Source organism: Caballeronia sp. KNU42 (assembly GCF_053760385.1).
This window is the reverse complement of the sequence record NZ_CM132390.1, coordinates 1,830,517-1,848,414: the sequence shown is the minus strand read 5'-3', so window position 1 is coordinate 1,848,414 and position 17,898 is coordinate 1,830,517. Positions and strand designations below refer to the sequence as shown.

15 protein-coding genes are annotated in these 17,898 nt (G+C 62.7%); 11 read left to right on the top strand and 4 right to left on the bottom strand.

Annotated features, from left to right (window positions below; genetic code table 11):
• Positions 1-64: 64 nt before the first annotated feature.
• A complete protein-coding gene (locus tag ACSOSP_RS39555; protein ID WP_455314445.1) occupies positions 65-1,075 on the bottom strand; it encodes an aldo/keto reductase in 1,011 nt (336 codons plus the stop codon).
• A gap of 116 nt (positions 1,076-1,191) precedes the next feature.
• Between ACSOSP_RS39555 and ACSOSP_RS39550 the strand changes: the two genes are divergently transcribed.
• Positions 1,192-2,082 (top strand): LysR substrate-binding domain-containing protein, encoded by an 891-nt coding sequence (locus ACSOSP_RS39550; protein ID WP_455314444.1) that lies wholly within the window; start codon positions 1,192-1,194, stop codon positions 2,080-2,082.
• Between the two features lie 13 nt (positions 2,083-2,095).
• Here the strand turns inward: ACSOSP_RS39550 and ltaE are convergent, their stop codons facing one another.
• Complete coding sequence (gene ltaE / locus ACSOSP_RS39545; protein ID WP_455314443.1) at positions 2,096-3,127, bottom strand: low-specificity L-threonine aldolase; 1,032 nt, start codon at positions 3,125-3,127, stop codon at positions 2,096-2,098.
• Between the two features lie 589 nt (positions 3,128-3,716).
• Between ltaE and ACSOSP_RS39540 the strand changes: the two genes are divergently transcribed.
• From ACSOSP_RS39540 to ACSOSP_RS39505, 8 genes are all read left to right on the top strand, one after another.
• A complete protein-coding gene (locus tag ACSOSP_RS39540; protein WP_455314442.1) occupies positions 3,717-4,928 on the top strand; it encodes an AAA family ATPase in 1,212 nt (403 codons plus the stop codon).
• Between the two features lie 109 nt (positions 4,929-5,037).
• On the top strand, positions 5,038-6,753 hold the full coding sequence (locus ACSOSP_RS39535) for a cobaltochelatase CobT-related protein (RefSeq protein ID WP_455314441.1): 1,716 nt from the start codon (positions 5,038-5,040) through the stop codon (positions 6,751-6,753).
• A gap of 100 nt (positions 6,754-6,853) precedes the next feature.
• The gene (locus tag ACSOSP_RS39530) at positions 6,854-7,372 is read left to right on the top strand and encodes a MarR family winged helix-turn-helix transcriptional regulator (protein WP_455315382.1); all 519 of its coding nucleotides are present in this window, start codon (positions 6,854-6,856) and stop codon (positions 7,370-7,372) included.
• Positions 7,373-7,378: 6 nt separating this feature from the next.
• On the top strand, positions 7,379-9,526 hold the full coding sequence (locus tag ACSOSP_RS39525) for an FUSC family protein (protein WP_455314440.1): 2,148 nt from the start codon (positions 7,379-7,381) through the stop codon (positions 9,524-9,526).
• A 27-nt stretch (positions 9,527-9,553) separates the two neighbouring features.
• Positions 9,554-9,763: a DUF1656 domain-containing protein gene (locus ACSOSP_RS39520; protein WP_455314439.1), complete on the top strand. Its 210-nt coding sequence runs from the start codon at positions 9,554-9,556 to the stop codon at positions 9,761-9,763.
• A 7-nt stretch (positions 9,764-9,770) separates the two neighbouring features.
• A complete protein-coding gene (locus tag ACSOSP_RS39515; RefSeq protein ID WP_455314438.1) occupies positions 9,771-10,787 on the top strand; it encodes an efflux RND transporter periplasmic adaptor subunit in 1,017 nt (338 codons plus the stop codon).
• Positions 10,784-12,286: an efflux transporter outer membrane subunit gene (locus ACSOSP_RS39510; protein ID WP_455314437.1), complete on the top strand. Its 1,503-nt coding sequence runs from the start codon at positions 10,784-10,786 to the stop codon at positions 12,284-12,286. Before ACSOSP_RS39515 ends, ACSOSP_RS39510 begins: the two co-directional genes overlap by 4 nt.
• A gap of 267 nt (positions 12,287-12,553) precedes the next feature.
• Positions 12,554-13,672, top strand: a complete 1,119-nt coding sequence (locus ACSOSP_RS39505) for a zinc-binding metallopeptidase family protein (RefSeq protein WP_455314436.1) — start codon at positions 12,554-12,556, stop codon at positions 13,670-13,672.
• Here ACSOSP_RS39505 and ACSOSP_RS39500 read toward each other — a convergent pair.
• Positions 13,669-15,039 (bottom strand): MFS transporter, encoded by a 1,371-nt coding sequence (locus ACSOSP_RS39500; RefSeq protein WP_455314435.1) that lies wholly within the window; start codon positions 15,037-15,039, stop codon positions 13,669-13,671. The two genes, ACSOSP_RS39505 and ACSOSP_RS39500, sit on opposite strands and share 4 nt — an antisense overlap.
• A gap of 399 nt (positions 15,040-15,438) precedes the next feature.
• Here ACSOSP_RS39500 and ACSOSP_RS39495 point away from each other — a divergent pair, with 399 nt between their 5' ends.
• Positions 15,439-16,404 carry a hydroxymethylglutaryl-CoA lyase gene (locus ACSOSP_RS39495; RefSeq protein WP_455314434.1) on the top strand — a complete coding sequence of 322 codons (966 nt, stop codon included), beginning with the start codon at positions 15,439-15,441 and terminating at the stop codon, positions 16,402-16,404.
• Between the two features lie 10 nt (positions 16,405-16,414).
• Entirely contained in the window at positions 16,415-16,798 is a 384-nt protein-coding gene (locus ACSOSP_RS39490; RefSeq protein WP_455314433.1) for a VOC family protein, read from the top strand.
• Between the two features lie 136 nt (positions 16,799-16,934).
• On the opposite strand, the gene ACSOSP_RS39485 is transcribed toward ACSOSP_RS39490, so the two are convergent.
• A complete protein-coding gene (locus ACSOSP_RS39485; RefSeq protein ID WP_455314432.1) occupies positions 16,935-17,708 on the bottom strand; it encodes an SDR family NAD(P)-dependent oxidoreductase in 774 nt (257 codons plus the stop codon).
• Positions 17,709-17,898: the final 190 nt, after the last annotated feature.

The window sequence follows — 17,898 nt, the reverse complement described above, 5'->3', positions numbered from 1 at the left end:
ACTAATCCGATCGCGCCAACTTGCAATCGGATCGCGCCAACGCTTTGGATCCTGACTGGAGCCATCAGCCGTGGCGTGTCTCGCTGTCAAGGTGGGCCATTTGCGCGGCGGCGTACCGGTCCCCGGCTGCGGCACCCTTCGGCACGGCATGTTCGATTGCGCTGAGATCATCCGGCGTCAGCACGACGTCCAGTGCCCCCAACGCTTCCGTCAACCGGTCTCGCCGGCGTGCGCCAACCAGTGGCACGATATCGTCGCCTTGCGCCGCGACCCATGCAATCGCGATCTGCGCGACCGACACGCCTTTCGCTTCCGCAATTCGCCGCAGCGCTTCGACCAACTGCAGGTTCCGCTCGGCGTTCTCGCCCTGAAAACGTGGGCTGTGGGCACGAAAATCGTTGGCAGCCAGATTTTGCGCCGCCTGCCAATGACCGCTGATCAGCCCGCGCGATAACACGCCATAAGCCGTCACGCCGATACCGAGTTCGCGGCAAGTCGAAAGAATATCGCCTTCGATGCCCCGTGAAATCAGCGAGTACTCGATCTGCAGATCGGTGATGGGATGTACCGCAGCCGCGCGCCGGATAGTCTCTGCGCCGACCTCGGACAGCCCGATGTGCCGCACATAACCGGCTTTCACCATGTCCGCTATCGCGCCCACGGTCTCTTCGATCGGCACATTCGGGTCGAGCCGCGCCGGGCGATAGATATCGATGTAATCCACCCCGAGGCGCTGCATCGAATACGTCAGGAAGTTCTTCACGGCCGCCGGCCGCGCGTCATAACCGACCCAGCCGCCGGCCGGATCGCGCAATGCACCGAATTTCACGCTGATGACGGCGGCGTCGCGTCTGGTTTTCGCACCCTTCAGCGCTTCGCCGATCAACGCTTCGTTGTGGCCGCTGCCGTAGAAGTCGCCGGTGTCGAGCAGGTTTATGCCGGCTTCGAGCGCGGCGTGAATCGTGGCAATGCTTTCTGCGCGGTCGGCCGGTCCGTACATGCCGGACATGCCCATGCAGCCGAGTCCAAGCGCCGATACGCGCGGTCCGTTCGCGCCGAGTTGCCTATCGTTCATGTCAAATCCCCCAGGGTCTGGCATCGCGTGATTGCGAGCGTTGGGGAGAGTATGCGAGGCGTTTTGTCGTGCGACAATCCGGCCTTCACAGCACGGGCTGTACGAAAAAACGCACAATGAACGATCCCGATCTCTCCGATCTAAGCGCCTTCGTCGCAATCACTAAGGTGCGCAGTTTCAGGGCCGCGGCGCGTTTGCGCGGGGTCTCAGCCTCCGCCTTGAGCGAGGCGATCCGCCGGCTTGAAGCGCGGCTCGGCGTGCGTCTGCTCAACCGCACCACCCGCAGCGTCACGGTCACGGAGGCCGGCCAGCGCCTGCTGGAACGGCTCGCGCCGGCGCTCGGCGAGATTGCCGGCGCGCTCGACGCCATCAACAGTTTCCGCGACAGCCCGACCGGCACCTTGCGCCTGAACGTGCCGACTATCGTGGCCATGCACGTGCTGCCGCCGATCGTCGCGCGTTTTCTCGCGGCGCATCCAGGGATCACGCTGGAAGTGGTGTCGAACGATACGTTTATCGACGTGCTGGCAGAAGGTTTCGATGCCGGCATCCGCTACGACGAACGGCTGGAGCGCGACATGATCGCCGTGCCGATCGGCCCGCGCACGCAGCATTTCGTAGCGGCGGCCGCGCCGGCTTATTTTGCTGCGCACGGCTGGCCTGAGCATCCGCGCGATTTGCTGGAGCACGCGTGCATTGGGCATCGGTTCGCAAGCGGCGTGCTGGCGGCTTGGCGCTTCGAGCGCGGCGGCGAACAAGTGCGATTTACGCCGAACGGGCCGCTGGTGGCGTCGGTGATCGAGCTTGAAGTCGGCGCCGCGACAGCGGGCCTGGGGATGATCTATACGTTCGAGGAATTCTTGCGGCCGGCCATACAAAGCGGAGCACTCGTGCCCGTGCTGCACGAGTGGTGGGAGCATTTCTCAGGACCGTTCCTTTACTACCAGAGCCGTACACACATGCCCGCACCGCTGCGCGCATTCATCGATTTCATCAAGGAAGAATGAACGCGCGCGGCAATTACCGTTCGGAGAAAAACGCCCGAACCGCCGCCAGCGCGTGTTCCACCGCCGCACTGTCCACATCCAGATGCGTGACCCAGCGCTGTTTCGTCGCGCTATACGCCGATGTAATCCCGATCCCGCGCGCCGCCAGGTGCGTCTTGAAGTCAGCAGCAATCGCGCTGTCCACTTCCACGAACACGATGTTCGTGTCCGGCGTCGTGACCTTCAATTTTTCGTAGGCTGCCAGGCCTTTGGCGAGCGTCGCGGCGTTGGCATGGTCATCGGCGAGCCGCGCCACGTTGTGCTCCAGTGCGTAAAGTCCCGCCGCGGCGAGAATGCCGACCTGCCGCAAACCGCCGCCGACCATCTTGCGCGTGCGCCGCGCCTTCGCGATCAATGGCGCGCTGCCGACCAGCACCGACCCCACCGGCGCACCCAATCCCTTCGATAAACACACGGACACCGTATCGAAAGAGCGCGTCAGCGTGGCGACGGGGGTATTGAGCGCCGTCGCGGCGTTGAAAATACGCGCCCCGTCCAGATGCGTCGCGAGGCCGTGCCGACGGGCCAGCGCTGTCGCCGCTTCCATGTACTCCTGCGACAAAACCTTCCCGCCGATCGTGTTCTCCAGCGCCAGCAGGCGGGTGCGCGCGTAATGCGAATCGTCGGGCTTGATCGAGTCCTCGATCTCCGCGAGCAGTAGTGAACCATCCGGCTGGTTGTTCAGTGGCTGCGGCTGGATGCTCCCCAAAACGGCCGCGCCGCCCGCTTCCCAACGATAGGCATGCGCCTGCTGCCCGACGATGTACTCATCACCGCGTTCGCAATGCGCCATCAGAGCGACGAGATTCGACTGCGTACCCGAGGTCAGGAAAACCGCCGCTTCCTTGCCAAAGCGCTCGGCCATCACGGCTTCCAGCTGCGTGACGGTGGGATCGTCGCGGAAAACATCGTCACCGACTTCCGCCGATGCCATCGCGGCACGCATGGCCGGGCTGGGTCGCGTGACGGTATCGGAACGGAAATCGTGCTGGATCGGGGTGCTCATTGCGGCTCCTGGTGGGTGGAGCGGGTATTTTGCCATCGTGAGGAGCAAGGCGTGGTTGCGGGCGGCGGAAGATCAAGGTCGCGCGGGCGGAGGTTCATCGGGTTTCAAGATCTTGAACGAGAAATTGCATCTGCATTTTCGACTTAGTTGTTTTAAATCATATAGATATCGCGAATATCTCATCTATTTTGTACAAATAGTTAATTTTCACATAAAAATCAGATGCTTAAGATACATTTTTGCAGTTAAACAAGAGGGTGAGAAAATTCTAAGGAAACACCTTAAGAGTCGGCGCTCCATTGGTATATTTTTATTCTTTAAAAACATCAACTTAAAAACTTATTGTCACTGTGTTTCTAGTTTACGATAAATTTCCTGTAAATCTGTTAATTATCAGTATCTTAAGAACTAATTCTCAGGTAATTTATAAGTTAAAATCGGTGCTGAAATTGCCCGCTGTTCCCACCCTAAAAAATTCCTTCGCTGCGAACCGCGAAACCGCTCCACCACGCCGAGTCCACCCCTCGACCGTGTAAAGTTTCGAACATTCAGCCTTACCCATTCACCCCGCCAATGCCCTGCCAAGCCAATGAACGCGCCCGAACCGACGTTGCAAGATGAACCTCACATTGGCCGCTACGAGCGCTCGACGGGACAGGCCACCGAGTGGTGGCGGGTGACGCTCTCCGATCGCTCGCAGATGTATCGGATCGAACATGGAGTCGGCGACGGGCCGGCCAATATCGATACCGTCGTCGACCTTGAAAACCTCAAGTCGAAGTTGCAAAAGTGGCATCGGGAGGGGTTTTTTCGGCCCAACGATCCCGCGCTCGCACCGCTGCCCGCGCAAGGACGAAGCGGCTTCCTGAAGGAACTTCGGCACGCCTCGCGGCAAGCACTTCAAGACGCGAATGCGGATTCAAACGAAGCAATTCTGACGATCGGCGCGGTGGTCATGCCGCTTGGCCAGCCGGGTCCGCTCGTGCCGCGCCTGAACCCGGCCTATCTCTTCCCCGAACGTTTCAGCGACATCCTCCAGGACATCGTGGAGAACCGGCGCGTGCTGCTGATCGGCCACACCGGCGCGGGCAAGACGAGCCTGATCGAGCAGGTCGCCGCCCGTACGCAACACGGCGTGCTGCGGGCGAACATGAACGGCCAGACGACCATCGGCGATTTCGTGGGTTTCTGGACCGTGAAAGGCGGCGAAACGCTTTGGGTGGACGGTGTGTTGCCGACAGCCTTGCGCGAAGGCCTGTGGCTAGTTGTCGATGAAATCGACTTCGCCGAGCCCTCGATACTCGCCGTTCTCACCGCCGTGCTGGAACCCAACGGCCGTTTGCTGCTGAAGGAAAAAGGCAACGAACTGGTGGCGCCGCATCCGTCCTTCCGCCTGTTCGCAACCGCGAACGCGGTCGGCGCGATGAGCGTGTATCGGCACCTGTATCAGGGCGCCAACCTGATGAACGAGGCGTTTCTCGATCGCTGGCGCGTGTATCTGATGAACTACCTGTCGCCCGAGGAAGAGGCTGAAGTGCTGATGCGCACGCTGGGGAGCCGCTTCACGCGGCCGATGGCGCAAACGCTCGCCGCCATTGCCGCCGATTGCCGCGCGGCGTTCGCCCGCGAAGATCTGGCGAGCGCGTTTTCGACCCGGCGCCTGCTCGACTGGGCCGACCTGATGCTGCGCTCCGGCGATCCGGAGCGCGCCGCCGGCCCGGCGATCTACGCGAAAGTGAGCGTCGAGGACGCCGCGCTGATCCGCAGCATCATCCGGCATCACATTGCTTTCGACGAATGAACGCCGTACTTATCAGGCGAGATTCACGGAGCGCTGGCGCTACGCTCTCGCCGGCCCACATGGAAGATAGCGCGAAGCGCCGCGCCCTTGCGTCTAACCGGTAACCGACGTGTCCGCCTCCGACCTGACCCATTCAGACTCGATGCTCGGCAAGATAGCCCGTGTACTGACGGGCCGATACGGCGTGACGGTATCGTTCGACACAAGCGGGCCGCGGGTGGAACGGGACCGCATCGTGTTGCCGGAAATCGTCGCGGACGCTGCCGGCGCGATTGATCTGGACGCACTCACCGGCCAGCTCGACTTGCTGGTGGCGCGCTCGAAGTACTCCACCAACAGCGAAATCAGCGCGCTCAATTCCGGAGCGATTCGGCAGATTGCGCAAGCGATCGAAGACCGGCGCGTCTGTGAGCGGCTGTTCGACGACTATCCGGGGGCGCGCAAGTTTGTCGCGAAGCTGCGCGAACAAACGGCGCGTGATACTCACGCGCACTGGCCAACCCTGGCCTGGCGCGACAGGCTGATCTGGTTTATCGAACGCGCGCTTTGGGACGAAGCGCCCGACGTGACCGAGCGGACTCCGGCCCTCATCGCCACGCTCGGCGCCGTGAGCGAACTGCTGCAGACCACGCGCGCCAGCCGATCGACTACCGAAAGCGTGGCGGGCGCGCGAGCGCTCGTGGCACGGATCAGGTCGCTCGCAGCCGGCGACGTGAACACCATGATGTTTTCCGCCGACGCCGATGAAGCGCTCGACGCCGAGCAGGTATCGGGCGATCCGGATTCTGCAACGCAGGAAACGTCCGACGCAGCGTCCTCGGATGCCACCAGCATGGCCCAGGCGCCGTCGGACGCTAGCGCGCAGGCGTCGGAAGCAAGCTCGCCGGCGCCGCCGATGACCTTCGATATCGACATGATCGATGGCCGCCCTCGCCTGTCCATTGCGCTCACGACCGAATTCGACCTCATCACCGATCTCACCGGCCTGGGCGACGCCGCCGAATGGCGTAACCTGCGCGCGCTCGCACGCGCGGAAACCGCGCCGCTGACCGCGCGCCTTGAACGCGCGCTGAAAGCCGATGAACAGACGCACTGGAAACGCGAGCAGGAACGCGGAGAAATCGACCGGCCGGCGCTGGCGAAGCTGGTGGTGTCGCCTGGATATCGGACGCCGTTTCGCGTCAAGCGCACAACCGAAGGACGAGATGCCGCCGTCACGCTGCTGATCGATCGCAGTGGCTCCATGGCCGGCGCAAAAATCGCCCTCGCCCGGCTCTGCGCCGCCGCGCTCTGCGACGCGTTGATGCAGCTATCGTTCAAGTGCGAAGTACTCGGCTACAGCTCGGTCGAATCTCCGGAAATGCGCGCACTTTATGAGCAGAAGCTAGCCGAAGGCGTGGACTTGAACCGTTTCAACCGGCGCGTCGAACGGCTCGATCTGCAGATCTACAAACGCTTCGGCTCGAACAATCCGGCGGGACTGAGCGCGATTGATTGCGGTCATGAGAATCCGGATGGAGAAGCGCTGACGTGGGCCGCCGGACGTTTGGCGGCGCTTCGCGCCGGCCGTCGCATCCTGATGGTCTTGTCCGACGGCTACCCCGCCACAGGCGATGGCCATCCGGTGATCTTGCGGACCGACCTGCGGGCTCGCATCGACGAAATCGAGAGTTCGGGCATAGAACTGATCGGTATCGGACTTCTCGACGACGCCGTAGAAAAGTTTTATGCGCATAACATCGTTGTGCGCAAACTTGATGAACTTCCCACGATGGCGTTCACGGTACTTAGCCAACTTCTGCTCAGGCGCGGCTACAGGCGCTAAACCGCGCTTTTGTCTACCGTCATCGCGCTTCACCCACATCCCTTCTCAAAATCAATTCAATAGCTTGCTAACGAATTGTCATCGAAATACAATGCGCGCCATGCCAAGCATCGATGTCCTTCGTCAGTCCGTCAGCAGCGCGCTCGTGATTGCGGCGCGCCAGTGGCGACGCACGAGCCACGATGTAATCGCAGCGTATAACGTCTCCGAAGCGTGCGCGACGCCGTTGCTGATCGCAGCGCGCCTTGACGCGCCTGTCCGGCAGGTGGCGCTGGCCGAGTTGACCGGAATCGAAGGACCGTCTTTGGTGCGTCTGCTCGATCAGTTATGCGCGGCCAACCTCGTGCGCCGCGACGAAGATCCCGACGACCGCCGCGCGAAGATCATCTCGCTCACCGATGAAGGCCGCTCGGTGACCGCCAAGATCGAGAAGGAACTGATCGGACTGCGCGCCGGCGTTCTGAACGATGTGAGCCGAGAAGACCTGGAAGCGACCCTGCGGGTATTCGCTGCGTTTAAACTTGGCGCGTCCAGTCAAACGCAACAAGCTTCAACACCTGCGTCACACCGAGGCCCTAGCATCGGCCCGACCGAAACCGATACAGAAGAAGGCGTCTAGCGCACCATGACGTACCCCACTTCGCGCGAATGGATATTTTCGGTCAAGACCTTCGCGGCTTCCATGCTGGCGCTGTATATCGGCCTCAGGCTGGAGCTGCCGCGTCCTTACTGGGCGATGGCGACGGTCTACATCGTGTCGAATCCGTTCGTCGGGGCGACGCGTTCCAAGGCGCTGTACCGCGCGCTTGGCACCATGATCGGCGCATCGGCCGCCGTGCTGCTCGTACCGCCGTTCGTTGAATCGCCCTACTGGTTCAGCGCCGTGGTCGCGTTATGGACGGGCACGCTGCTGCTTCTCGCCATCTCCGACCGCACCGCGCGCAGCTATGTGTTCATGCTGGCCGCCTACACGATGCCGCTGATCGCACTGCCCTCCGTGATGAACCCGGCGGGCGTCTTCGATCTTGCCGTCTCGCGGACCGAAGAGATCGTGCTTGGCATCGTGTGCGCCAGCGTGGTGGGCGGCACCATCTTGCCGAGCCGTCTCGCGCCAACGCTCATCGAACGGACCAATGCGTGGTTCCGCGACGCCGCTTTCTACGCAAAAGAAACGCTCTCGGGACGCACGGGCGGCAAGGGCATCTCGGGGTGCCGGCAGCGCCTCGCGGTCACCGTCAACGCGCTCGAGTTCCTGCTGAGCCAGCTTGCCTACGACCACACCCGGCCCGACGTGCTCGCACGGACGCAGGCGTTGCGTGGCCGGATGCAGTTGCTGATGCCGATCATGTCGGCGATCAGCGACCCGCTGGCCGCCTTGCTCAACGGCCGGAAACCTCCGCCGCCGGGCCTCGAACCGCTACTCGCCGATATCGTCACCTGGTTCGACGAACCACTGTCCACAGGCGCTGACGCAGCCTCAGCCACGCAGGCCAATAACGACCCGAAGGCCGACGCCCTGCGCGGCCGGATCGCGAGCCTGCAACCCGACGCGGACACGCTGCGGACCTGGGATGGCGCGCTGCTGTCGAACACGCTGTGGCGCCTGAAACAACTCGTCGATGTCTGGCAGGACTGCCGCACGCTGCGCGTGATCATCACGAACGAGGAAGGCAGCTGGCGGCCCCGTTACCGGCACTGGCGGCTGGGCGGCACGCAGCAGTACTTCGATCGCGGCATGCTGCTGTTTTCGGCAGGGTCCGCTGTGCTGGCCATTTTCATTTCGTCGAGCCTCTGGATTGCGTCCGGCTGGAACGACGGCGCGGGCGCGGTCACGCTGGCCGCGATTGCGTGCTGCTTCTTCGCCGCCCTCGATGAACCCGCGCCCCAGGTGTTTGCGTTCTTCACCTACACCTGTCTTGCCGTGGTGCTGGCCGGCCTGTATCTGTTCGTCATCCTGCCGACGGTGCACGACTTCGCCATGCTCGTGATCATGTTCGCGACTCCCTTCATCCTGATCGGCACGCTGATCCCGCGCCCGCAATACAACCTCGCGACCATGCTGACCGCCGTGAATACAGCCACGTTCATCAGCATCCAGGGAACCTACGACGCGAACTTCCTGACCTTCATGAACAGCAACCTGGCGGGACCGGCGGGTTTGTTATTCGCGTTCGTCTGGACCCGCGTGACGCGGCCGTTCGGCGCGGAACTAGCGGCAGCGCGGCTGATCCGCTCGGGCTGGCGCGACGTGGCGCTGAGCGCATCGACCCGGCCTGTCGATGACCAGAAAAATCTCACCGCGCGCATGATCGACCGTCTCATGCAGGTCATCCCGCGCCTCGCCGCGAGCGACGAGCAGCGTCATCCGTCCATCGAAAGTTTTCGCGATCTGCGGATTGCGTTCAATTCGCTCGATCTGCGGCGCCTGCGCCAACGCCTGCACGACGCCGATCTCGACTCGGTCGATCGCGTGCTGGAAGGTGTGCGCGCGTATTTCCAGCAGTGCGTGGAGCGCGGCGCGCGTTTGCCGGTGCCGGTGAGCCTGGAAGCGGATATCGATATGGCGCTGGATCGCATCACAAGGCGCGGCGGCGCGGTGCAGGCGGAAGCGGCGGCGGAAGCAGCCGCCGAGGCAGCGCAGCCGGAGCGGGCGCCCGCTTTTGCCGGCCGCCAGATCCGCGATGCGCTGCATGCGCTGGTGGGCATGCGTTTGTCGTTGTTTCCGGAGACGCTCGCGTCCGCACCGCCGCCGCAACCGGAGGCCGCCGCATGACACATTCCTTTTTGCAAGGCACCCGCGATGATCGGTGAAGTCGATATCTACGGTGTGTATCTGCCCGCCGCGCTCGTACTGATGCTGGTCGCGTACCTGTTCTGCCTGGTCGTCACGCGAGTCTTCGCACGCGTCGGCCTGTACCGTTTCGTCTGGCATCGCTCCATTTTCGACCTCGCGATCTACGTGATCGTGCTCGGCGTCGTGGTCATCGTTTCGCATCGGCTAATACCTTGAAAACATCGTGAAAAAAGCCTGGTTCTCCGTTGGACAGATCCTCTTTACGCTTGTGGTCGTGGCGATCGCGGCGTTCGTGTTGTGGCGCCTGGTCGACTACTACATGTTCGCGCCCTGGACCCGCGACGGCCATGTACGCGCCGACGTCGTGCAGGTGGCGCCGGACGTGGGCGGCCTGATCGTGAGCGTGAACGTGGTCGACAGCCAGCCGGTGAGCGCCGGGCAGGTGCTGTTTGTCATCGATCAGGCGCGCTACGAACTCGCGCTGCGTCAGGCGCAGGCAACGGCCCTGCAACGGCGCGCAACGCTCGATCAGGCCCGCCGCGAGGACGCCCGCAACCGCACGCTCGGCGACCTCGTCGCGCGGGAAGTGACCGAGGAAAGTCAATCGCGCGTGCAGACGGCGGAAGCGGCGCTGGCTGATGCGAATGTCGCTATCGATACTGCCAAGCTCAACCTGCAGCGCACGACGGTGGTGAGTCCCGTCGACGGTTATCTCAACGATCGCGCGCCGCGTACGGGCGAATATGTGAGCTCGGGACGCTCGGTGCTGTCGGTGGTGGACCTGCACTCGTTTCGCGTCGATGGCTATTTCGAAGAGACCAAGCTGCACGGGATCGATATCGGGCAACAGGTCGACATCAAGATCATGGGCGAGGCGAAGATGCTGCACGGGCACGTGCAGAGCATCGTGGCGGGGATCGAGGATCGTGACCGCGTGCTGGGATCGAATCTCTTGCCGAACGTGAATCCGGCGTTTAGCTGGGTGCGGCTCGCGCAGCGGATTCCGGTGCGCATCGCGCTCGATGAGGTGCCGGCGGACTTTCGCATGATCGCGGGGCGTACGGCGACCGTGTCCGTGAGGGATATTGCGCCGCTCGGAAAAACGAACACATCGGCGGGGGCAGGCGTCGCTGGGTCGGGTGCTTCCGCGGTAGCGCCAGCAAGCGCTGTGAGCGTCTCGCCGGTGAGCGGCGCGGGCAGCGGCACTGCGAGCGCCTCCTCGCCTGGTGCAAGTCAATGAAGAAGTCAGTGAAGATGCCGCGCGCTCTCGCCCTGACGCCGTTCGTGCTCACGCTTGCCGCGTGCATTACGGTGGGCCCCGACTACTCGGTACCGAAAGACGCCATCGTCAATGCACCGTTCACCAACGCCCCGCTCGATGGCGCGTCGGGTCAGTCGACCATATCGGCCGGCCCGGTGCCCATGCACTGGTGGCGTCTGTACGACGACCCCGTCCTCGACGACCTGGTCCAGCAAGCCATGGCGTCGAACACGGACCTGCGCGTGGCCGCAGCCAATCTCGGACGCTCGCGCGCCGCTCTCAGCGTGGCGCAGGCGCAAGGCGGTTTTTCGGGCGGTACATCGGCTGCGTTCAAGCGCGCGCAGGAATCGGCGGAGCAATACCTGCTGACGGAAAAGATCCCCGTCGCCAATGAAGGCGATATCGGCATCAACATTTCGTACGAAATCGATCTGTTCGGCACGCTACGCCGTGGCGTGGAAGCCGCACGCGCCGATAGCGACGCAACCCAGGCGGCAGCCGATCTCGCGCGCATCACAGTAGTCGCGGATGTGGTGCGTGCCTACGTGCAGAATTGCTCGGCTGCGGAAGAGCTCGGCATTGCGCAGCGCTCCCTCGAATTGCAGCGCGAGCGGGTATCCGTATCGCGGCGCTTGCAGCAGGCGGGTCGAGGCAATGTGCCCGATGTCACCAGCGGCCAGACGCAAGTGGAAACGCTCTCGGCGACTATTCCGGCCTTCACCGCACGCCGTCGGATCGCGCAATACCAGCTCGCCACGCTCCTGGCGCGTGCGCCCGCCGACCTGCCCAAGGGCGTGTTCGCCTGCCACAAGACGCCGGTGATCGCGCAGCCGCTGCCCGTCGGCGATGGCGCCGCACTGCTGCGCCGGCGCCCCGACGTACGCGAGGCGGAACGCAAGCTCGCCGGGTCGACCGCGAGGATCGGCGTGGCCACGGGTGCGTTGTATCCGACGGTAACCCTCGGGGCATCGGCGGGATTGACGGGGATTCTCGAGGATCTCGGCACGCAACCGACCGCGCGATGGGGCTTCGGTCCGCTGATCAGCTGGAGCTTCCCGGTGAACGGTCAGCGCGGACGGATCCAGGAAGCGCAATACGGCGCCGATGCCGCGCTGGCCCAGTTCGACGGGGTGGTTCTGAAGGCGCTGCGGGAAACGCAGTCCAGCCTCGCCACGTACGCCGCCGACTACACTCGCGCGGATGCCTTGACGGCCGCGCAGAAATCAGCGGCCCAATCCGCCGATCAGACCCATCGTCTCTATATCGCCGGACGCGAGTCGTTTATCGCCGATCTGGATGCAACGCGGACGTTGACATCGACGAATGGGCAGCTGGCTGCGGCGAGAAGCCAGGTCGCGCTCGATCAGGTCAACTTGTTCCTCGCGCTGGGCGGCGGATGGGAAATGGACCCGAACGAGGCAGCGGCCAAGGCAGCCGCCGCGCCGGTGGGAGCAAGTGCCGGCGCGCCGAGTCAGTAAACCGGATGGACGGGTTGATTGCTTCGGTGAGTGGATGATTATGTCGTCATCCTATCTATTGGACCACGCGAGGCGTGTCCGGGTCGACGCACGCATCACGCTTTTGTAATCCAGGCGTCCCGTCACATTCCGCTAGGACGCGTAAGCTAGGCCCAAGCCGGTCCCGGAGCCACTTCCCCTGGCGCACTACAGGTTGTTTCGAAGAACTTCCAGCGCGCATGCCCATACTGGGGGAACATGCACCATGTGCTTCGATACCCCCGGCCTATGAAAACGTTCCATTGCAATCATTGCAATCAGCTGGTGTTCTTCGAGAATTTTCGCTGCGAGCGCTGCGAATCGCTGCTTGGTTTTATCCCGGAGATCGCTGAAATCAGCGCTTTCGAAGACGCCGGCGACGGTCTCTGGCGCAGCCGGCACCCTGAGCACCGGGACACGCTGTACAAACGCTGTCACAACTACGAAGTCGAAAAAGTCTGCAACTGGATGGTGCCGGCCGATTCCACCGACCCGCTATGTCACGCCTGCCGCCTGACGCACACCATTCCCAACCTGGGCGTGGCGAATCGCCGGTACTACTGGTTCAGGCTGGAAGCGGCCAAACGCCGCCTGCTCTACACGCTGGGCGCCCTGGGACTGCGCGTGGAATCGCGCCAGGACAACCCAAAAACGGGGCTGCAGTTCAAATTCCTGGAAGATAAACGCGGCAAGCGAGTGCTGACCGGGCACGACAGAGGCCTGATCACCATGAACATCGCGGAAGCCGATGACGCGCAGCGCGAACGCGTCCGGCTTGCAATGGGCGAGCCCTACCGGACTTTGCTGGGCCATTTCCGGCACGAGATTGGTCACTACTATTTCGATCGACTCGTTGCGAATACGCCGTGGATCACGGGTTTTCGCAAGCTATTCGGCGACGAGCGGGCGAGTTACCGCGAAGCGCTGGCGAAGCATTACAAGGTGGGTGCGCCGCCGGAGTGGGGCAAATCGTTTGTCAGCGCCTACGCGACCATGCACCCGTGGGAAGACTGGGCGGAAACCTGGGCGCACTACCTGCACATCGTGGATACCGTCGATACCGCCATGGCCTGCGGCGTCGCGCTAATGCCGGGGAACTCGCTCGATCCTACGCTTTCGGTCGAGGTGCCACCCGGTGAAGCCACCTTCAACCATCTGATGAAACAGTGGTTTCCGCTCACCTACGCATTAAACAGCCTGAATCGCAGTCTCGGCATGCCGGACGCCTACCCGTTCGCGCTTGCGCCGCCCGTCGTCGAAAAACTGCGCTTCGTGGATCGGGTCATCGCAGCGTCGGGGCAGGCCCGGCAATCGCCAGACGTAGCCATTGCGACGGTTGTCAAACCGTCAGCGCCCCCCGGCGTTTAAGCCGCCGAGCCCGGTGCGCTTTTCAATGCGGCGGCGGTGGCCGCATCGGGATGAGTTGCCCCCGCGCCGTGCAGCGAGACCTTCGACGTCTCCGGCAACATCAAGCCACCGATCAATCCCATCACCGCGATCACGACCAGATACAACGCAGGCGACATGTTGTTGCCTGTCGTCGTGATCAGCCACGTGGCGACAAGCGGCGCCGTGCCGCCAAACACCGTATAGGCCAGGTTGTAAGTGATGGCGGAAGCCGTATAGCGCGTGCGCGTCGGAAACACCTCGGATAACAGCGGGGCGGTGACCACGTTCGCCAATACCGCGCCAATCGCCAGCATGCCCACGCCGATGACCGACGGCAGGAAGTGCCCCGACCCCGCCAGCGAGAACGATGGATAGACCATGGCGATAAGAATGACGCACGCCGTCAACACGGTCTTCCGGCGGCCCGCCCAGTCTGAATAAAGACCCGCCAACGGACACAGCGCGGCAGCGAAAAACAATGCAATCACCGTGATCAGCAGCGACGTCGCGCGATTCAACCCGCCCGCCACTTGCAGGTAAGTCGCGAAATAGGTGGTGAACATGTAGAACGACAACGCCGTCACCGAGATGAACGCCCCCAGTTTCAGAATGCCCGCTGCCTGCGTGCGCAGCGTGTCGCGCAGCGGTGCATGCGCCACGTTGTGCTCGCCCTCGAGCGCGCGAAAAGCCGGGGTTTCGCTGAGATTCATCCGCAGGTAAAGACCGATCAGGCCGATGGGCGCAGCAGCCAGGAACGGTACGCGCCAGCCCCAGGTGCTCATGGCATCGGCGGAAAGCGAAGCGTCGAGCGCGTAGGCAACGATGGCCGCCACCGCGAAGGACGAGAACGTCGATACCGGCACGAAGCTGCCGTAACGCGCCCGCTTTTCCTGCGGCGCATGCTCCATCACGTAGGCGCACGCGCCGGCATATTCGCCGCCCGCGGAGAACCCCTGCACGCAGCGAATGACCGTCAGCAGGAACGGCGCGACTGCGCCGATCGCAGCGTACGTCGGCAATAAACCGATCAAGGTGGTCGCCCCGGCCATCATCAGGATCGTCAATGCGAGCGTGCGCTTGCGGCCGATGCGGTCACCAATCACGCCGAACACAATGCCGCCGAGCGGCCGGAATGCAAACGCCACGGCAAAGACGGCAAAGGTCTTGAGCAGCCCGACTGCCGGATCGCCGCTTGGGAAAAACTCCCGCGTGAGGATGGTCGCAAGAAAACCATACGCGGCAAAGTCGAACCATTCGACGAAATTACCGATCGATGCAGCGAAGATCACCTTACGCAGCGTTTTCAGATCGACTTCAGGGGGCGATGCTTCCAACGTTCTCGACATTCGATGACTCCCGGGAAAGGAACGGTGATGCAGGATGGTTTTTTTTAGCGAGCCGGCATACCGGAAACGCGCTGGATGGGTCCCTTCGAGTAGATGCGACCATAAACCCCGCTCCTAGAACGATCGCGTCATGGTGATAGGACTGAAGCGACATGGGCGCAGTCGGCCATGGCCAACTGCGTGTGCCGCTCACGCCAGCACAGCGGTCCTGACGAACGGGAACACTGCCCGCCATTTGCAAAATCGGCTGGCCGGTGGCGAAGGCGCGAATCGATCGAAACCATCGGTGAGCGTTTCGCTTGAAAGCCTTTCCAATTTGGAAACGGTCGTGGAAAATCCACCAATTTTCAAGGCCCCGACGCGGGTCCATCATGTCTGAATAACGCGCCATCATCCGACATGAGGAGCCCCATGAAACGCCTGTATATCCAGGAAGTCGCGACCCGCGACGGCTTTCAGAACGAAAAGCAATTCGTCGATACCGACGCGAAGATCGCCTTGGTCAACGCCCTGAGCGCCTGCGGATTCGCAAAGATCGAAGTGACGTCGTTCACATCGCCGAAAGCCATTCCCGCGCTGCGCGACGCTGAAGCCGTAATGCATGGCATCGCGCGGCGCGAAGGCGTGGTCTACACGGTGCTCGTGCCGAACGTGCGTGGGGCGGAACGCGCGTTATCGTGCGGTGTCGATGAAGTCAACCTCGTGATGTCGGTGAGCGAGACCCACAACCGCGCGAACCTGCGCATGAGCCGCGAGCAGTCATTCGCGCAGTTGCGTGAGGTGATCGGCGTGGTGAAGGCAACGCCGGTAGCGATCAACGTGTCGCTGTCCACATCGATGGGTTGCCCCATGGAGGGCGACGTCGCGGTGGCGGAAGTGCTGCGCTGGACCGAGCGATTCGCCGGACTCGGCGTGCACGGCGTGACCCTCTGCGACACCACCGGCATGGCGTTCCCCTCACAGGTGAAAGCACTTTGCGAACGCGTGCGTGAGGCATTCCCCGCGCTCGAACTCACGCTGCACTTTCACAACACGCGCGGTATGGCGCTCGCCAACACGCTGGCAGCGCTGGACGCAGGCATCGATCGTTTCGATGCATCGCTTGGCGGCATTGGCGGGTGTCCCTACGCGCCCGGCGCAAGCGGAAACGTATGTACGGAGGAACTGGTGCATATGCTGCAACTGGACGGCTACGACACCGGCGTCGATCTCACCTCGGTACTCAATGCAGCAGCGTTGTTGCCGGGCCTCATAGGTCACGACGTACCCAGCCAGATCCTCAAGGCCGGCCGCCGGCTCGACCTGCACGACGCCCCGCCGATGGCCGCAGGCGGCGCCCCCGCACAACAGGCGTTTGCCAGCTAAGGAGCCTCACATGGCCATCATCGATCACCTGGATCACCTTGTCCTGACTTGCGTCGATGAAGCCGCGACGCGCCATTTCTACACCGAAGTCCTGCAGATGAAGCTTGAAACCTTCGGTGCGGGACGGACTGCGTTCAAGTTCGGCAACCAGAAAATCAACCTGCATGTGCGCGGCAAGGAGTTCGAGCCGAAGGCGCATGTGCCGGTGCCTGGCGCGCTGGACCTGTGCTTCATCGCGGCCGTGCCGCTGGACGATGTGATCGCGCGCCTCGAGAAATTCGAGTGGCCGATTATTGAAGGGCCGGTCGAGCGTACCGGCGCCACGCAGAAGATTCGATCAGTTTATGTCCGTGATCCCGACCTGAACCTGATCGAGATTTCCGAGTTGATTTAAGGGCTGGGCAGGGCTCGTCGCGGTCGCTTTCTTTGCGTCCGAACCGGCCCAGTTAGCGACAACGGGTAGCGACAACGAATCGCGCCCGACGCATTCACGCGTTCGCGGCCAACTCCGCACCACCCGCCCCTGCCTCTCACTCAGGCAAGCGTATCCCCGACAAACGTTCACACGCCTCGATCAGCCGATCCTGCAAATCCGCATTGCGGGCGGCCGCGCTCGGTTGCCGCCGTTTCATATGGAAGAAATATTCGCCCGTCACTCTTGCGGCAGGGTCATCGCTGACGGCGAGCCAGGCCTGTGTCTGCGGCGCGGCCTTCAGGTCATCGGGTGCGCCCGAGCCGCCCATCCTGGTCGGCACCCAACCGGGATGCACGGCATTGGATAACACGTCAGGCCAACGGCGCGCCACGCCGAACGCGAGCAGGACGTCGTGCAATTTTGAATCGGAGTAGGCGCTCGATCCCTGCCAGGATCGCTGTTGCCAGAGAAGATCGTCGAGGCGGGTATCGCCGCTTTCATGCATGCCCGAACTGAGATAGACCAGGCGTTCGGGCCTGTCGATCAATGCGGTCAGGATGTAGGGCGCAAGCGTGTTGATGGCGAAGACGTGCGGCAAGCCATCAACCGTCTCGATGCGCCGCGGCTCCCGATACCCCACGGCGGCGTTATGGATCACGGCATCGAAGTGTCCTAGCCGGTTCACCTGAAGCGCCACGCGGGTAGTCTCTTCGATACTCGACAAATCGCCGGACACGGCGGCCTCTGCGCCCGGTACGGCTCGCAAGGCCTGATGCGCACGCTCGTCATGCCGGGCATGCAGCACCACTTGATGCCCTTGCGAAACCAGCAGACGGGCGGCCATCTGACCGAGCCCATCGGCGGACCCGGTTATGAAAACGCGTGACATGGCGGTACCTTTTAAAGATCAGACGAATAACACAGTAGGACTATCTATCTGGCGACGATGAAAGCGAGGGTAGCGTGAGAGTTCGCCATTAGCGAGCGCGTGCCGGTCATCAAGCCAATGACACCCTGTCATGGACGGTAAACATCTGGAATACTTCGTAAATATGATGTTTGCTTCAGGCGAATGGTCA